Source organism: Parabacteroides sp. (assembly GCF_977054455.1).
Map to the genome: position 1 here is coordinate 118,657 of NZ_CDRTCT010000001.1, position 15,971 is coordinate 134,627.

At 48.6% G+C, this 15,971-nt stretch carries 14 protein-coding genes; 5 read left to right on the forward strand and 9 right to left on the reverse strand.

Translation table 11 applies throughout. From position 1 onward, the window contains the following. Positions 1-36: 36 nt before the first annotated feature. The 8 genes from trpA to ACW6QF_RS00470 all read right to left on the reverse strand — a co-directional run bounded on the left by trpA (position 37) and on the right by ACW6QF_RS00470 (position 8,173). A complete protein-coding gene (gene trpA, locus ACW6QF_RS00435; protein ID WP_298548766.1) occupies positions 37-807 on the reverse strand; it encodes a tryptophan synthase subunit alpha in 771 nt (256 codons plus the stop codon). Between the two features lie 22 nt (positions 808-829). Further along, positions 830-1,510 (reverse strand): phosphoribosylanthranilate isomerase, encoded by a 681-nt coding sequence (locus tag ACW6QF_RS00440; protein WP_456086403.1) that lies wholly within the window; start codon positions 1,508-1,510, stop codon positions 830-832. After that, positions 1,507-2,316: an indole-3-glycerol phosphate synthase TrpC gene (trpC, locus tag ACW6QF_RS00445; RefSeq protein ID WP_456086404.1), complete on the reverse strand. Its 810-nt coding sequence runs from the start codon at positions 2,314-2,316 to the stop codon at positions 1,507-1,509. The genes ACW6QF_RS00440 and trpC overlap by 4 nt, the downstream gene beginning before the upstream one ends. A 20-nt stretch (positions 2,317-2,336) precedes the next feature. Further along, positions 2,337-3,335, reverse strand: a complete 999-nt coding sequence (trpD, locus tag ACW6QF_RS00450) for an anthranilate phosphoribosyltransferase (protein WP_456086405.1) — start codon at positions 3,333-3,335, stop codon at positions 2,337-2,339. Positions 3,336-3,365: 30 nt separating this feature from the next. Beyond that, a complete protein-coding gene (locus ACW6QF_RS00455) occupies positions 3,366-3,935 on the reverse strand; it encodes an anthranilate synthase component II (protein ID WP_456086406.1) in 570 nt (189 codons plus the stop codon). Between the two features lie 29 nt (positions 3,936-3,964). Next, entirely contained in the window at positions 3,965-5,368 is a 1,404-nt protein-coding gene (locus ACW6QF_RS00460) for an anthranilate synthase component I family protein (protein WP_456086407.1), read from the reverse strand. Between the two features lie 61 nt (positions 5,369-5,429). Continuing rightward, entirely contained in the window at positions 5,430-6,623 is a 1,194-nt protein-coding gene (trpB, locus tag ACW6QF_RS00465) for a tryptophan synthase subunit beta (RefSeq protein WP_298548751.1), read from the reverse strand. Positions 6,624-6,904: 281 nt separating this feature from the next. Beyond that, positions 6,905-8,173 (reverse strand): ATP-binding protein, encoded by a 1,269-nt coding sequence (locus ACW6QF_RS00470; RefSeq protein WP_298548748.1) that lies wholly within the window; start codon positions 8,171-8,173, stop codon positions 6,905-6,907. A 202-nt stretch (positions 8,174-8,375) separates the two neighbouring features. Here ACW6QF_RS00470 and ACW6QF_RS00475 point away from each other — a divergent pair, with 202 nt between their 5' ends. The 3 genes from ACW6QF_RS00475 to ACW6QF_RS00485 are packed head-to-tail and all read left to right on the forward strand — an operon-like array spanning position 8,376 to position 12,994. Next, positions 8,376-9,257, forward strand: coding sequence for a FecR family protein (locus ACW6QF_RS00475; RefSeq protein ID WP_456086408.1), 882 nt, complete (start codon positions 8,376-8,378; stop codon positions 9,255-9,257). Between the two features lie 3 nt (positions 9,258-9,260). After that, on the forward strand, positions 9,261-11,969 hold the full coding sequence (locus ACW6QF_RS00480) for a carboxypeptidase-like regulatory domain-containing protein (protein WP_456086409.1): 2,709 nt from the start codon (positions 9,261-9,263) through the stop codon (positions 11,967-11,969). A gap of 17 nt (positions 11,970-11,986) precedes the next feature. Beyond that, entirely contained in the window at positions 11,987-12,994 is a 1,008-nt protein-coding gene (locus tag ACW6QF_RS00485) for a DUF4249 domain-containing protein (protein WP_456086410.1), read from the forward strand. Between the two features lie 237 nt (positions 12,995-13,231). Here ACW6QF_RS00485 and ACW6QF_RS00490 read toward each other — a convergent pair whose 3' ends face one another. After that, the gene (locus ACW6QF_RS00490; RefSeq protein WP_298548739.1) at positions 13,232-13,810 is read right to left on the reverse strand and encodes an HdeD family acid-resistance protein; all 579 of its coding nucleotides are present in this window, start codon (positions 13,808-13,810) and stop codon (positions 13,232-13,234) included. 191 nt (positions 13,811-14,001) lie between these two features. On the opposite strand from ACW6QF_RS00490, the gene rfbA reads away from it, so the two are divergent. Continuing rightward, positions 14,002-14,886 carry a glucose-1-phosphate thymidylyltransferase RfbA gene (gene rfbA / locus ACW6QF_RS00495; protein WP_456086411.1) on the forward strand — a complete coding sequence of 295 codons (885 nt, stop codon included), beginning with the start codon at positions 14,002-14,004 and terminating at the stop codon, positions 14,884-14,886. Next, positions 14,879-15,949, forward strand: coding sequence for a GDP-L-fucose synthase family protein (locus tag ACW6QF_RS00500; protein ID WP_456086412.1), 1,071 nt, complete (start codon positions 14,879-14,881; stop codon positions 15,947-15,949). Before rfbA ends, ACW6QF_RS00500 begins: the two co-directional genes overlap by 8 nt. The last annotated feature ends 22 nt before the right edge of the window (positions 15,950-15,971 follow it).

Here is a 15,971-nt window from a genome sequence, read left to right on the forward strand (position 1 = left end):
GACGACTGTTTTAAGAGGTTGGTTTGTCTGTCCTTTTCATTCCCGGAGGGCTGTCTTCAACTTATCGACGGCGACAGCGATCGGTTCACTTTTCAATAATTGCATGAATTTGCTGCCGATGATAACTCCTGATGAGTTGCTGGCTGCTGCATCGAAGGTAGCTTTGTTCGATATGCCGAAACCGACTAAGCGTGGATTCTGGAGTCCCATCCCGTTGATGCGGTGGAAATAAGCCTGCTTCTGCTCGTTGAAGTTCTGTTGTGCCCCGGTAGTGGAGGCGCTCGATACCATATAGATGAAACCGCTTGTATGTTCGTCGATCAGGCGGATGCGTTCTTCGGATGTTTCGGGTGTGATGAGCATGATCATTTTGAGGTCATATCGGTCGGCGATGGCCTTATAATCCGCCATATAATCGGCAAAAGGCAGATCCGGGATGATCATGCCGTCTACTCCTGTCTGCACACATTTCCGGCAGAACGCTTCGAAACCATATTGCATGATCGGATTCAGATAGCCCATCAGGATAATCGGGATATGCACATCCTGACGGATGTCTTCCAGCTGGTCGAACAGGACGTGCAGCGACATCCCGTTTCGTAACGCGGCAGTGGAGGCTTTCTGGATCACGGGGCCGTCTGCCATCGGGTCGGAGAAGGGAATGCCGATCTCGACCATGTCTATTCCTTTGTTTTCTAACTCTTTTAATATCTTCGTCGTGTCATCCAGGTTCGGATATCCGGCGGTAAAGAAGACGGAAAGGATTCCGTTCTTTTTTGTGTTGAATAAGTTTGTGATACGGTTCATCTTTTGATTTGTGATTTCAGATTTATGAATTATGATTTTGAATTGCTTTTAAAAACTCCTTCAGCTTTCCTATGTCTTTCAGCCCCGGTTCAATCTCGAATCCGCTGTTCAGGTCGATCCCGGCGAGGCGGGGATGCCGGAAAGAACGTATTGCCCCGGCACTTTCCGGACGGATGCCTCCGCTTAACAGAAAAGGAGTCTTTCCCCGGTAGGCTTCGAGCACGGACCAATCGAATTGTTTGCCGGAACCTCCATAACTGTTGCATTTGGTATCGAAGAGGAAGTAATCGACGCGCCCTTCATAACCGACGGTCTGTTCGAGATCGCAGGCTGTCGCAATCTGAAATGCCTTGATCAGCGAGAAACCGCGCTTTTGCAGGGCATGGCAATCATCCGGTGTCTCGTTTCCGTGCAGTTGCAGGTAATCGAGGTGGAAAGTATTTGCCATTTCCATCATTTCCTCTTGGGAAGCATTGACAAAAACACCGACTCTTTTTAATTGGCAATTGATAATAGGCAATAGACAATTTGGAATACGGCTTACCGCCATTGTCGATTGTCCATTATCCATTGTCGATTGTCCATTGTCGATTATTCTTCGCGGAGAACCCGCGAAGAATATCAGTCCTATCCAGTCGATTCCTAAGACTGCAACCTCCCGTATATTTTCGGGATCACGCATTCCGCATACTTTGATGATCATGATAATCCTCCTATGAATTGTGCGAGCGTATCGCCCGGTACATCGGTTTTCATGAACGTCTCGCCGATCAGGAATCCGCGAAAGCCGGCTTTCCTGAGATCCGATACGGTAGTTGTTGCCGAAATGCCGCTTTCCGATACCAAGAGGGGTGAAAGATTTCTTTCATGAGTGACCGTTTGCATCGCTTTTGCCAGACGGAAGGAGTTCTCCACATCAGTATGGAACGTACCGAGGTTGCGGTTGTTCACCCCCAACATATCGACAAATGTGTTGAGGTGGCCAAGTTCTTCTTCGGAATGGATTTCCAACAGCACTTCCATATTGAGAGTATGGGCTAACTCCGCAAACATAAGACATTGTTCCGGGGTAAGGCAGGCGGCAATCAGCAGGACGGCATCGGCACCCATTACACGTGCCTGATAGAGTTGATATTCATCGATGATGAAGTCTTTCCTCAACAGGGGCAGGTCTACTGCGCTGCGTGCTTTGCAAAGGTCGCCTAAGGAACCTCCGAAAAAGTTCGAATCGGTCAGGACGGAGCAGGCGGAAGCGCCTCCCTTTTCATAGGCGGGCAACACATCGGCTACGGTTGCATCGGGATGCAACCAGCCTTTTGAAGGGCTTTTCCGCTTAAACTCAGCGATAATACCCGATGAAGATGCAGCGAGAGCCGCCCGCATGGAACGGGTAGGACGTTCGAGCCGTTCACCGCCCAACCCCAACAAGGTCTGTAACCGGACCGCTTGTTTTTGCCGCTCCACTTCGATGCGCTTGTTCATTATGATATCTTGTAATATATCTTTCATTTGTTGTTTCATTCTATAATTTATCTGTTATTCAAGTTGATAAACTTATTGAATGTTTGCAACGCCCTGCCGTTTTCCAAGGCTTCGCGGGCTTCGTCCAGGCAATCTGCGATTCTCTTTTCGGGGCAGATGACTTGGATGGCGAAGGCGGAGTTGGCGATTACGCAATTCTTTTGTGCCGGAGTCGCCCGGTTGTTCAGGACATCGTCAAAGATGCGGGCTGCATCGGCGACTGTCTCGCCGCCATTCAGTTCCGCTTCCGTTGCACGGGGGAAACCTAACATTTCAGGCGTGTAGAGCTTCTCTTTTTCCGGCATTGCTACCTTGAATTCCGCTGTCAGCGAGATTTCGTCATACCCGTCGAGGCTGTGAACGACGGCAAAACGCGTTCCGCTCTCCTGATAGGTATAGCTGTAAAGCCTGAGCAACGGCAGGTTGTAGACACCTAACAATTGGTAGGCCGGCATCACCGGATTGACCAGCGGACCGAGCATGTTGAAGAAGCTGCGCACTCCCAAACTCTTCCGTACCGGAGCTACGGCTTTCAAGGCCGGATTGAACAACGGCGCATGCAGATAGGCAATGTGGCAGGATTCCATCGAACGGCGCAACCGGTCGATATCGGCAGTAAACTTCACACCGTGCTGCTCCATTACGTTGCTCGCTCCACTGACCGAGGTCGCCCCATAGTTCCCATGTTTCACGACGTTATATCCGGCACCGGCTACGACAAAGCAGGAAGCCGTGCTGATATTGAACGTATTCTTTCCGTCGCCTCCCGTCCCCACAATATCGATCGGCTTAAACTCCGACAAATCTACCGGGACGCGCATTTCGAGCAATGCCTCCCGAAAACCCGCCAATTCCTCTACGGAGATATTACGCATCAGATATACCGTTATCAAGCTGGCAATCTGTGAATCATTATACTTGCCTTCCGTAATATTCTGAAGAATCGTCCGCGCCTCGTCACGTCCCAAATACTGATGTTCGAATAACCTATATAATATATCTTTCATCCTTGATTTTTAATTCTTAATTTTTAATTCTCAATTTATCCCCATCCAGTTCCGTATGATTGCCTTTCCCCTGGGGGTCAGTACGGATTCCGGGTGAAACTGGATGCCGCGAACATCATATTCGCGATGGCGGAGCGCCATGATCTGTCCTTCTTCCATATCCTCTGCCGTGATCTCCAGGCAGTCGGGGAAATTCTCTTTCGATACGACCCACGAATGGTAGCGGCCGGCACGGAAACCGGGTTCCAAGCCCGTAAACAACACATCCGGCACCGTCACCCGTATATCCGAACAGACTCCGTGATGTACATCCGCCAGGTTGATAAGCGTTGCACCGAATGCTTGCCCGATGGCTTGCTCTCCGAGGCAGACGCCTAAGATGCTCTTGGTCGGCGCATAGCGGCGGATTAACGGCAGCAAGATGCCTGCCTCCTCCGGAATGCCCGGACCGGGTGACAAAAGGATCTTGTCAAAACGTTCCACTTCGTCTAATGAAATCTTGTCATTGCGATGTACTTCAACTTCCGCACCCAATTCCTTCAGTATATGCAACAAGTTGTAGGTAAAGGAATCATAATTATCGAACAGTAATACTTTCATAAAAACTTTCAACTTTTAATTTTCAACTTTCAATTTATAAGTGTTGTTGCCAGATCGATCGCTTTCTTCAAAGCGCCTAATTTGTTATTGACTTCTTGCAATTCCCGTTCATCATTGCTTTTGGCGACAATGCCGGCTCCTGCCTGATAGTACAGGACGTTTCCGCGGCTGACGAATGTACGGATCGTGATCGCCTGGTTCAAGTCGCCGTCAAAGCCGATGAACCCGATGCAACCGCCATAAGCGCCCCGATTATGCTTTTCTATATCCGTAATCAACTGCATGGCACGTACCTTCGGCGCTCCGCTCAATGTTCCGGCTGGGAATGTATCTATATAGGTCTTGACCGGATTGCTGTCAGCATCGATCTCACCGCTGACGCGCGATACCAGATGAATGACATGACTGTAGTATTGCACTTCCTTGTAGAAATCGACCTGTACGTCATGCGCATTGCGCGAGAGGTCGTTACGGGCAAGGTCAACCAGCATGACATGCTCGGCATTCTCTTTCGGATCGGCAAGCAAAGCTTCGGTGCGCTGTCTGTCCAATGCAACGTCTCCCGTGCGGAAAGCCGTGCCTGCAATCGGGTCGATGCTTGCATTTCCGTCGGCTACCTTGCAGTGCGTTTCAGGTGAAGAGCCGAAGATACGGAATCCTCCGAAGTCGAAGTAAAACAGATAGGGAGAGGGATTGATGCTCCGGAGAGCCCTGTAAACCTTGAAGTCGTCTCCTTTGAACGGTTGTTCGAACCGGCGGCTCAGCACGATCTGGAAAACGTCTCCACGGAGGCAATGACGGATGCCTTCGCGCACCATTGCTTTATATTCTTCCCCGCTGACAGGCGATGTCTCAGGGCCGGTAGCCTGGAAGTTATAAGAAGCATAGTTCCGGTTTTCTATCAAGGTCTCTATCTCTTGCAAACCGGAGTTTTCGCCGGATTGCATCAGCTCGACGAGCGTCAGTTCATTTTTGAAGTGATTGAAGACAAGTACATACTTATATAATATGTAGAGCATGTCGGGAGCATCGTTTTCTTCATGGTGCGCTTCCATCACCGGGATGTTCTCAAAGTAACGCACGGCATCGAAAGCCGTATATCCGAACAGTCCGCAGACCTTTCTGTCAGGCCCTTCGATCGAGAAACGCTTCAAAAACGCATTCATGGCCTCCGCCACATTGAATGTTGCGGTCAATGCCGTAACCTCGCTTTTTCCATCAGGAAAAACAGCGGTGCATTCCCCGTTATTGATTCCGATACTTGCCAGCGGACAAAGCGCGATGTAAGAAAGACTGTTTTCATTCCCATGAAAATCGGAACTTTCCAACAACGCCGATTCCGGATAAACGTCCCGTACCTTCAAGTAGATACTGACAGGTGTATGAAGGTCACCGAGAACCTTCCTGCTTATTGTTTTAAATGTATAGTCCATTATGATCGACAATTGATGATTATAAAACTGATTATAGGAAGAACTTCCTGACTCTCACTATTCACTTCTCGTTTTTCAATTTATACTTAATATAAGTCTCCATATCCTTATCTCCCCGGCCCGATACCGTCAGGACAACGACATCTTCCGGTTTGAATTTTATCTTAGGCAACGCCCCTAATGCATGCGCACTTTCAAGTGCCGGGATAATCCCCTCGATACGCGTCAGGCAAAAGGCCGCTTCTAACGCTTCGTCATCATTGACGGCCAGAATCGTAGCCCGGTGTGTTTCCGACAGGTTGGCATGGATCGGCCCGATACCCGGATAGTCCAGTCCGGCAGAGATGGAATAAGGCTCTTCGATCTGCCCGTCCTCGTTTTGCATCACTAACGTACGCGCCCCGTGTATGATCCCTTTCTTGCCCAGCTGGATGGTTGCCGCGCTTTGTCCGGTCGTAATCCCCAGGCCGCCTGCTTCGGCAAGAACGATTTTTACCCGTTCATCATCTATAAAATGGTAGATCGTCCCGGCAGCATTGCTTCCGCCTCCTACACAGGCGATCAGATAATCAGGATAGTCACGCCCTTCCTGTTCCGACAACTGCTTTTTGATCTCTTCGCTGATGACGGATTGCAAACGTGCCACCATATCCGGATAAGGATGAGGGCCGACTGTCGATCCGATAATATAGTACGTGTCGGAAGGATGACAGCACCAGTCGCGGATCGCCTCGTTGGTCGCATCTTTCAGCGTCATATTGCCGGAAGTAACGGGGACGACCGTCGCGCCCAACATCTCCATCTTCTGCACGTTTGCATGCTGGCGTTCCACATCCGTCTTACCCATATAGACGATACATTCCATATTCATCAACGCACAGACGGTAGCGGTCGCCACGCCATGCTGCCCGGCTCCCGTCTCGGCGATGATACGGGTTTTCCCCATCCGGCGTGCCAGCAAGATCTGCCCGATCGTGTTGTTGATCTTATGAGCGCCGGTATGGTTCAGGTCTTCACGCTTCAGATAAATCTTGCAGCCATACATCTCACTCAACCTTTTGGCCAGGTAGAGAGGAGAGGGACGGCCGACATAGTCCCGAAGCAACCCGTTAAATTCTTCCTTGAAGCTGTCGCTTTCCAACACTTCCAGATACTTCTTCTGTAAGTTCTCCACACATTGGTGAAGTATTTCGGGCACGTATGCCCCTCCAAACTCACCATAATACCCGTTTTCATCGACTTGATACGTTTTCATCTTTCCTTCTGTTTTTATTTATTGTTTTTGTCTTTTCGGATCTTTATAATTGCCTTAAACGAAAAAAGGTCTGCCGCAAGTGCGACAGACCTTTTATTGTATCACGATAGTATATACATGAGGACTGGTTCCTTACGACCTTGTGAGTTGTAAAGAGCGCCACCACCAATATGTATTTACTATAATTGTTCTCATGACTTTTGTTGTTATTACGGCAGCAAATATATGCATTCTCTGACAAACTGCAAATAATTCGGCTGTTTTTTTATTTTTAGTTTACCTTATTTTAGCAACCATTTCCAAACAGGGACTACTTCGATGCTGTTTTCATCCTCTTGGATAGTAGTCTCTTGATCCATTGTGATGATCATGAGTTTCTTCAGCGGGAATACCGAAGCCATTTTGAGCAGAGCTTTTGTTTCGCGTTCCCGTGTATCGAGATCGTTGATATTGTAGGATACTTGAATTGCCAATTCCTGAGAAGGCACATAAAAGTCGACTTCTACTCCCTTGTTATAGTAATACAAATTGTCTTCTTCATATCCTCCATACTTCTTGAGCAAGGTTACGGCCACCAGATTTTCCAATAGTTTGGTGGTAGGATCGAACAGATAGTTGTTGAGCAATCCGTTATCGCTGAAATATCGTTTTCGGTTGGAGATACGCTCTGCCAAACTATCGGTATAGTTTGTAATGCTAAACGTAAGATAAGCATCATCCATGTACGAAAGATACTCACTGATCGTATTTCGTCCTAATTTGATGCCGGTCGATTGCAATATGTTTAAAAGCCGGGTCTGTGTAGTGGGTTGCATCACGCTTTCGGCAAGTTTTTTTACTAATAGGCGAATTAGCGGAGCATTTCTGATATCATTTCTTGCAATGATATCTCCCAATAGGATTTTCTGGCATAAACTGTTTATCCATTCCCTTTTATCTGCCCGATTGAATATCTCTGCAAATCCGCCGTAATGGAAATATTCATCAAACAGTCCCCTTACTTTTGTCGCGATAGGAGCGTATTCCCAGTTGGCATCCAGCCGGATGCCTTTGTAGATCAGATATTCTTCAAACGAAAACGGGTATATCTCTCTGGCTATGAATCTTCCTCCCAAAGTGGTCGCTATCTCCCGGCTCAACATGTTGGCATTGCTGCCTGTAATGAACACGCGGTATTGAGTATCGGCCAAGCGTCTTGCGAATTTTTCCCATCCGTTGATGATTTGGATTTCATCTAAATAAACGATAGGCTTGCGTTCGGTGTATATTTCGTGATAGGCTGTTATCAGCGTGTCCAAATCTTCCAGGCCTCCTATTTGAAGCCGGTCGTCTTCAAAATTGATGTATAGAATATCTTCACGTTGAGATTTACCGGTTCGGATCCTTTCCTGTATATTTTGGTAAAGCATGAAAGACTTTCCGGCACGGCGAAGCCCTACCAGTACATAATTCCCTTTTTCATCGAAGTCTATCTTCCGCTTTTGCAAGGGAATCGTTTCTATTCGTTCCTGGTTCTGAAGGATGATTGATTTGATAATTGATTTATCCATGTTCGTCTGACTTTGAATGCAAATATACAACTTTTGCTTTGTATGGAAAGCATAAATACTCAGAATATGCTCTCCATAGAGTGCAAAGATTATCATGTGATGATATTTTTTAACAAACTTGCATTTACTTTTAGATAAAACACATAGTGAGTTTCTTTTTTCCGCCTGTCTTTATCTCTGAAATCAAGTAGAAGAGAAAAGCATGGAACCTTCGCACGATCATATAGAAAAGACACTGGACAAGCTCGTCGCCTCCACGCGTTCACCCCGCGGGCGCTATTCCGCTCCCGAAAGTTGGAAGTTGTTGCAGAGACGGATCGTTTCTCCCCGGACAAAGCGGCTGAGGCTGTTCCGTCTGACGGGAGCCGTCGCCGCATCCGTCCTTCTATGCCTTGCAAGCTGGTTTATCTATGATTACCGGAAGCCGGCAACGATGCAAACCGTTTCAGCAGGTGCAACCATCTCGGTAATCACTTTGCCGGACCAGACAAAAGTGACGCTGAACCGCTATTCCTCTTTGACCTATCCGGACTGTTTCAAAGAGGGCAGGAGGGAAGTGCAATTGCAGGGAGAGGCCTATTTCGAAGTCGAGAAAGACGTCCGGCATCCCTTTGTCGTGAAAGCGGACCCGGTCGAGGTCGAAGTGCTCGGTACACACTTTAATGTTGAAGCCTATCCCGGCGATGCGGAAGTAAAGACGACTCTCTTGGAAGGCTCCGTTGCCGTCCGTGCACCGGCTGAAAACAGTCGGATAATGCTTTCTCCCGGAGAAAGCGCCGTTTATAACCGGGCCGGTAAAACGCTGCAGGAAGAAAAAACAGGGGAAAACGATACGGCTACCGGCTGGCGCGACGGCCATTTCCATTTTGACTATCTGCCGTTGCAGGAGATTGCACGGGAGCTGTCAAATGCTTTTCATGTAAAAATCAGGATTACAGATGAAGATATAAAGGATTTTCATATCAGGGCGCATTTCACCGAAGGCGAGAGTTTGGAACAGATGCTCGATCTGCTTCAGTCTGCCGGTAATTTCAGTTATGCAAGGGTAAATGATACGATCTTGATCCATTCTAAACTTAATTGAGTCATGAATTATTACCTATATTGTCTCCGCCGGATCACCCGGCTTATTCTTCTGTTATGGATAGTTTTCAGAATTGCGCCGCTCGCCGCACAGGACCGGGCGGCGCGTCTGGACTTCCAGGTCCGGCAGGCCGCACTGGACGCTTTCGTCCGCCAGTTGGAGGATTCTACCGGCTTTTCGTTTATCTACGGCGAGAAGGTACGGCTCCGGCAGCCGGTCACCCTCGATGTCCGCCGAAAGACCATCGAGGAAATCTTGCAATATGCTTTCGGGCAGGAAGCGATCGCGTTTAAAATCTCCGGTACGCACGTCTTGTTGAGTGAGCGGCCTGTCTCCCGCAGCTATACGGTTAGCGGATATATTGCCGATTCCTTGTCGTCGGAAACGCTGATCGGGGCCAATATCTTGGAAACCGGCCGGCATACCGGGACTTCGACAAACCCTTTCGGGTTCTACAGCCTTACCTTGCCGGAAGGAGAGACCGGACTTTCCTTTTCTTATTTAGGGTATGAAACCAAGCATTGCCGTTTCCTCTTAAGCCGGGACACCGTGATGAACATCCGCCTGCAGACCCATAACCGGTTGGCGGAAGTCATCGTCCTTTCCGATAAAAAAGAGACGGGCATCCGGGCAACGGGCATGAGCACGTTGGACATCCCGATGACGCAGATCAGGAATACTCCGGCTATCTTGGGAGAGGCCGACATCCTCAAGACGATCCAGCTGATGCCCGGCGTACAGGCCGGAACGGAAGGATTCAGCGGTCTGTATGTGCGGGGTGGCGGACCGGACCAGAACCTGATCCTTCTCGATGGCATTCCCATCTATAATGCCGACCATATGTTAGGCGTGTTCTCCATCTTCACCCCGGAAGCGATGAAAAAGGTCACGCTTTTCAAAGGTTCCTTTCCCGCCCGCTACGGCGGCCGCCTGTCTTCGATCGTGGATATCCGGACGAACGACGGCGATATGCGGCATTATCACGGCACGGTCAGCATCGGCCTGTTGACAAGCAAGCTGCATCTCGAAGGCCCGATCCTGAAAGACAGAACCTCTTTTTGTCTGACCGGCCGCCGCACCTATCTCGACCTGATGGCGAGGCCGTTCTTGCCGGAGGACAAGAAATACGATTACTATTTCTATGATATCAACGCCAAGGTGAATCATAAGTTTTCCGACCGCAGCCGTCTGTTCCTCAGTTTCTACAAGGGGAAAGATCATTATGACTACAAGCAGGACAAGGAATATGACGGCTATTCGAATCATTATGGGCCGAGCATGTATTTCTACAACAGTCGGATCGATTTCAACTGGGGGAACACGATTGCCGCCGGACGGTGGAATTATGTCTTCAACAGCCGGTTGTTCAGCAATACGACCGTTGCATACAATCATTACCAGGTGGGCATGGCAGACAGTTACCGGAAAGACATCATCGAAACGGATAAAGATGGCAATCTGATAACCGATAAAAACGAATCGTATGTCTATAATTCCGATTACCGTTCCGGAATACATGACTATAGTTTCCATACGGACTTCGATTATATGCCTGTCCCGGACCATCATGTCAAGTTCGGACTTTCCTATCTGTATCATACTTTCCGGCCGGAGGTGACGACCTCGCGTGTGAAAGAAGCGGCAGACGGGCAGACGGCACAGGACACCGTCTACAACGATTCCTCGAACAGCTATCTGCACGGGCACGAGTTCTCGCTTTATGCCGAAGACAATGCCGATATCGGCGACCGTCTGAGCCTGAATGCCGGCATCCACCTTTCCTTGTTTTCCATACAAGGGAGAGGTTACTGGTCGGCCCAGCCTCGTCTCTCCGCCCGTTATCGCTTTCATGACGATTTTGCGGCAAAAGCCTCCTTCACGCAGATGGAACAGTATGTGCACCTGCTGTCATCCTCGCCGATTTCGCTGCCGACCGACTTATGGGTCCCGGTTACTAAAAACATCCGCCCGATGCGCTCCTTCCAGTATGCCGCAGGCGGCTATTATACCGGTGTGAAAGGGTGGGAGTTCTCTCTGGAAGGCTATTATAAGGATATGCATAATGTATTGGAATACCAGGATGGCGCCACCTTTTTCGGATCATCCGGCGGATGGCAGGAAAAGGTGGAGATGGGCCGGGGACGCTCGTTCGGCCTGGAGATTTTAGTCCAGAAGACCATCGGGAAAACAACGGGATGGCTGGGTTATACGATCGCCAAGAGCGACCGACGGTTCAAGGACGGGACGGTCAACAACGGCGAGCGTTTCCCTTATAAATACGACCGCCGCCACAACATCAACCTCTGTGTGAACCATGCTTTCAGCAAGAAAACGGATATAGGGATCACTTGGATCTTCAATACGGGAGGAACGGCTACGGTTGCCGAACAGCGTACCGGAACGGCATCAGGCAACTTGATCGACTATATTTCCCATCGCAACAATTACCGTCTCCCTGTCAGCCACCGGTTGAATCTGAGCATCAATTTCCATAAGAAACTGCGCCACGGGATGCAGACCTGGAATATTTCGATCTATAACGCCTACAATGCCATGACTCCGAATCTTGTCTATAAGGAAGAAGAATATATCGGTGTGGAGCATACGACGCCGGATGGCGGCAATGAGACAATCTGGAAGCGGAAAACGAGGCTGATAAAGCAAACGCTTCTGCCTTGTATCCCTTCGATTACTTATACGTACCGGTTCTAATAAAAAAGGAATAGAAAATGAAAAAGAATTTGTCCATATTATTCATGATGGCTTCCGTGCTGTTCCCGGCTTGTGAGAATGAACTTCCATACATGGACAAGCCGCAGGTATCGCAACTCCTGATGAACGCTTTCCTCGAAGCCGGAAAAGGAGAAAACGGAGTGTCCTTGCGCTTGATCGATGCCGACGAGCAACAGGCGGATTGTGTTTCCAATGGTTCCATCACCGTATATGTCAACGGCGAAAAGACCGAAACGGCGCAGGTGGAGAAGGTCTATGATTTTTTCAATGATTCCAATTGCACATTGAGAACTCCTTTCCGTCCCGGTGACCGTATCCGTTTTGAGGCGACAGCCGAAGACGGGCGATACGAGGCCGGCTGCGAGGTGGAAATCCCGTTGCCGATCGAGGAGCCTATCCATGTGGATACGCTTCGTACGCAACTGAGAGGGAGCTATAGCATGATGGATTGTATACAATACAAAATAACGGTCCGCGACCGCCCGAACGAGAAAAACTATTACCGTCTTATTATCGAAGAAAATACATACAGGATCGCTTCGGAAACGGGTATCCAATACGGTCCCTTTTCCTCTTATCCCGAAATTATCAACCAGGAGGATATCGTGTTGACCGACGGGCATCTTACGACTGCCGACGATGACAAGTTCGGTATCCTGGACTTGACTGTCCGTAATCTCAGCAATGTCTTCACGGACGGCCGGTTTGAAAATGGTTCATATACCCTTAAAGTCTACACATCTATCCCGTATATTAGCGAATTAAACAGAAAAGATCATTTTTACTTGGATGTCACGGTCCGGCTGCTGAGCATATCACAATCTTATTATCGTTATTTGCGTGCGATGAACTGCCTGAATTCGGAAGATTATAACGAAACCTTTATGGAGCCGGTCATCGTCCCTCAAAACATATCGGGTGGCTTAGGCTTTGTCGGAACCTCCTCCGAACAGCGGGTTACCTTGCGTATGGTCGACCGGCCGCCGTTGTCGTATCCGAAGTGAACTGCCGGAAGGACTGTGCAAAGTGTAAGGCCGTATTTATTAAGCGGAAGATGGCCGGCGAATGATCGTGAAGCTACAGCGAGAAAAGATTTTCGTCTTATGAGGGGCTTTTTCTCATAAGGATGAGAATCTTTTCTCGTCGTAATGAGAAACTTTTCTCATGCGGATGAGAATATATTCTCTCCCCGGTGAGAAAGTTTTCTCATGGATTGGAAACTGCTGAGAAAAGCATACGATTTATTCGTTGTATTCTTTGTTCCGTTTGTGCAAGCTCTTCAGTTCGAAGGAAAGCATAACCCGGAAGATGCCGATGATCAGCAAAGTGTATGCGATCATATAGACAAGGGATAACGCTCCGAGGCCCGGTTGCCAGATAATGCCGATGCTGCAAAGGATGGCCAGTATGCCGAAAGCCATATACCAGCCCCAGTTGCGTGTCCCGTAGCGTTTCAGGTCCATAGCATAGCCGGTTGAAGCGAAACCGCGGAACATCAGCCAGAAGGCGACGATGAAAGGCAGCACTGCCATGCTCAGGCCGATATTGGCCATCAGGTAGATACCTAAGATCAGGTCGATGATACCGCTTGCCAGATACCAACCCCAACTGGAAATATTCTTTCTATTGGTGACGGCAAAAAGAATTTCCAACGTGCCGCTGACAAACATGGATACACTAAACAAAACACTCAGTGCGACATAACTTGCCAGCGGTGTGAACATCAGGCAGATTGCGATGAGGATATAAAGCAGGCCCAACAGCAGGGAAACCCACCAGTTTTTTACTCCGAAGTTGATTGTGTCAATAAAAGTCTTCATAATAAATTCGTTTTTTAATTATTTTGAAATCTACTTTGTAACAAACCTTTGGAAAGAAAAGTTTCATCGGACCGGTAAAGTGAATTATTTTTAATACATTTGCCCCCCGGTATATTTATTAAGGATTTATGATTTATTATTGATACATGATTCCAGTATCATAAATCATAAATCATAAATCATAGAAGATTATGAAAGGTATTGTTTTAGCAGGAGGGTCCGGTACGCGCTTGTATCCGATAACCAAAGGGGTTTCAAAACAGTTATTGCCTATTTATGATAAACCGATGATCTATTATCCGGTGTCAGTCTTGATGCTGGCGGGAATACGTGAGATATTGGTGATTTCCACACCGCAGGATCTTCCCGGTTTCAGGCGTCTGTTAGGAGACGGTTCCGATTATGGTGTCCGCTTCGAGTATGCCGAACAACCTTCGCCTGACGGATTGGCGCAAGCTTTTTTGATCGGCGAGGAGTTCATCGGGAAGGATTCCGTTTGCCTGGTCTTAGGTGATAATATCTTTTACGGACAGAGCTTCACGGCTATGTTAAAAGGCGCCGTTGCCAATGCGGAAAACGAACAAAAAGCAACCGTCTTCGGTTACTACGTCAATGATCCGGAACGCTACGGCGTGGCCGAATTCGACGAGGCAGGTAATGTGTTGAGCATTGAAGAAAAGCCGGCATGCCCCAAATCGAATTATGCGGTTGTCGGTCTCTATTTCTACCCGAATAAGGTGGTGGAAGTCGCCAAACGGATCCGACCTTCCGCCCGCGGGGAACTGGAGATTACGACTGTCAACCAGGAATTCCTAAAGGAGGAGGAATTGAAAGTCCAGCTCTTGGGGCGTGGTTTTGCATGGCTTGACACCGGCACGCACGATTCTCTTTCCGAAGCCTCTACCTTCGTCGAGGTGATAGAGAAGCGGCAAGGACTGAAAATAGCCTGCCTGGAAGAAGTGGCTTACCGGAACGGCTGGATCGATGCGGAACGGTTGAGGCGGGTTGCCACTCCGATGCTGAAGAACCAATATGGACAATATCTGCTGAATTTGATAAAAGGAGAGAATGAATAAGGAAAGTAAAATATTTGTAGCAGGTCATCGGGGACTGGTCGGTTCCGCCATTCTGAAGAATCTGAAGGCGAAAGGTTACACGAACTTCGTCCTGCGTACGCATGCGGAACTGGATTTGACCGATCAGCAGGCCGTTCATGAGTTCTTTGCTGCCGAAAAGCCGGAATATGTGTTCCTCTCGGCCGCCCATGTCGGAGGGATTATGGCGAACAGCCGCTACCGGGCTGACTTCATCTACGAGAATCTGATGATTCAGAACAATGTGCTTCATGCTTCTTATCTGAATGAGGTAAAGAAACTCCTGTTCTTGGGCAGTACTTGTATCTATCCGGGAAATGCTCCGCAACCGATGCCGGAGGATTGCTTGCTCACTTCGCCGCTCGAATATACGAATGAACCCTACGCGATAGCCAAGATAGCCGGGATCAAGATGTGCGAGAGTTACAACTTGCAATACGGGACTAACTATATCGCAGTGATGCCGACCAACCTGTATGGCCCGAATGATAATTTTAATCTGGAGACTTCGCATGTGCTGCCGGCCATGATTCGTAAAGTGCATTTAGGCAAGTGTCTTTCCGAAGGGGATTGGGGTTCGCTCCGGAAGGACCTGAATACGCGTCCGGTTGAAAACGTATCCGGCGATGCTTCCGAATCCGAGATATTGGATGTGCTTGCCAAGTACGGCATCTATCCGGGTAAAGTGGAGTTGTGGGGGACTGGCAAACCGCTTCGTGAGTTCCTTTGGAGCGAGGAGATGGCGGATGCTTCCGTCTATGTGATGGAGAAGGTCGATTTTGCCGATGTCCGTCCTGCTACCGGCGATATCCGGAATACGCATATCAATATAGGTACTGGCAAGGAACTTTCTATCCGTGAAGTGGCTTTCCTGATCCGGGAAAAGGTAGGGTTTACAGGTGAGATCGTATTTGATTCGTCCAAACCGGACGGGACGATGCGCAAACTGACGGATGTCACGAAGTTGCATGCTTTGGGCTGGCATCATACGATTGAGATAGACGAAGGGGTTGAGCGCCTTTATGGCTGGTACTTGGAGAATTAAGAATTAAAAATTAAAAAATTAA

Coding starts and splice junctions, on each gene's coding strand:
- ACW6QF_RS00485 (WP_456086410.1), top strand. CDS start 11,987: ATGAAAAAGAATTTGTCCATATTATTCATGATGGCTTCCGTGCTGTTC.
- ACW6QF_RS00470 (WP_298548748.1), bottom strand. CDS start 8,173: ATGGATAAATCAATTATCAAATCAATCATCCTTCAGAACCAGGAACGA.
- ACW6QF_RS00475 (WP_456086408.1), top strand. CDS start 8,376: ATGGAACCTTCGCACGATCATATAGAAAAGACACTGGACAAGCTCGTC.
- ACW6QF_RS00500 (WP_456086412.1), top strand. CDS start 14,879: ATGAATAAGGAAAGTAAAATATTTGTAGCAGGTCATCGGGGACTGGTC.
- trpB (WP_298548751.1), bottom strand. CDS start 6,623: ATGAAAACGTATCAAGTCGATGAAAACGGGTATTATGGTGAGTTTGGA.
- rfbA (WP_456086411.1), top strand. CDS start 14,002: ATGAAAGGTATTGTTTTAGCAGGAGGGTCCGGTACGCGCTTGTATCCG.
- trpA (WP_298548766.1), bottom strand. CDS start 807: ATGAACCGTATCACAAACTTATTCAACACAAAAAAGAACGGAATCCTT.
- ACW6QF_RS00490 (WP_298548739.1), bottom strand. CDS start 13,810: ATGAAGACTTTTATTGACACAATCAACTTCGGAGTAAAAAACTGGTGG.
- ACW6QF_RS00455 (WP_456086406.1), bottom strand. CDS start 3,935: ATGAAAGTATTACTGTTCGATAATTATGATTCCTTTACCTACAACTTG.
- ACW6QF_RS00480 (WP_456086409.1), top strand. CDS start 9,261: ATGAATTATTACCTATATTGTCTCCGCCGGATCACCCGGCTTATTCTT.
- trpD (WP_456086405.1), bottom strand. CDS start 3,335: ATGAAAGATATATTATATAGGTTATTCGAACATCAGTATTTGGGACGT.
- trpC (WP_456086404.1), bottom strand. CDS start 2,316: ATGAAAGATATATTACAAGATATCATAATGAACAAGCGCATCGAAGTG.
- ACW6QF_RS00460 (WP_456086407.1), bottom strand. CDS start 5,368: ATGGACTATACATTTAAAACAATAAGCAGGAAGGTTCTCGGTGACCTT.
- ACW6QF_RS00440 (WP_456086403.1), bottom strand. CDS start 1,510: ATGATCATCAAAGTATGCGGAATGCGTGATCCCGAAAATATACGGGAG.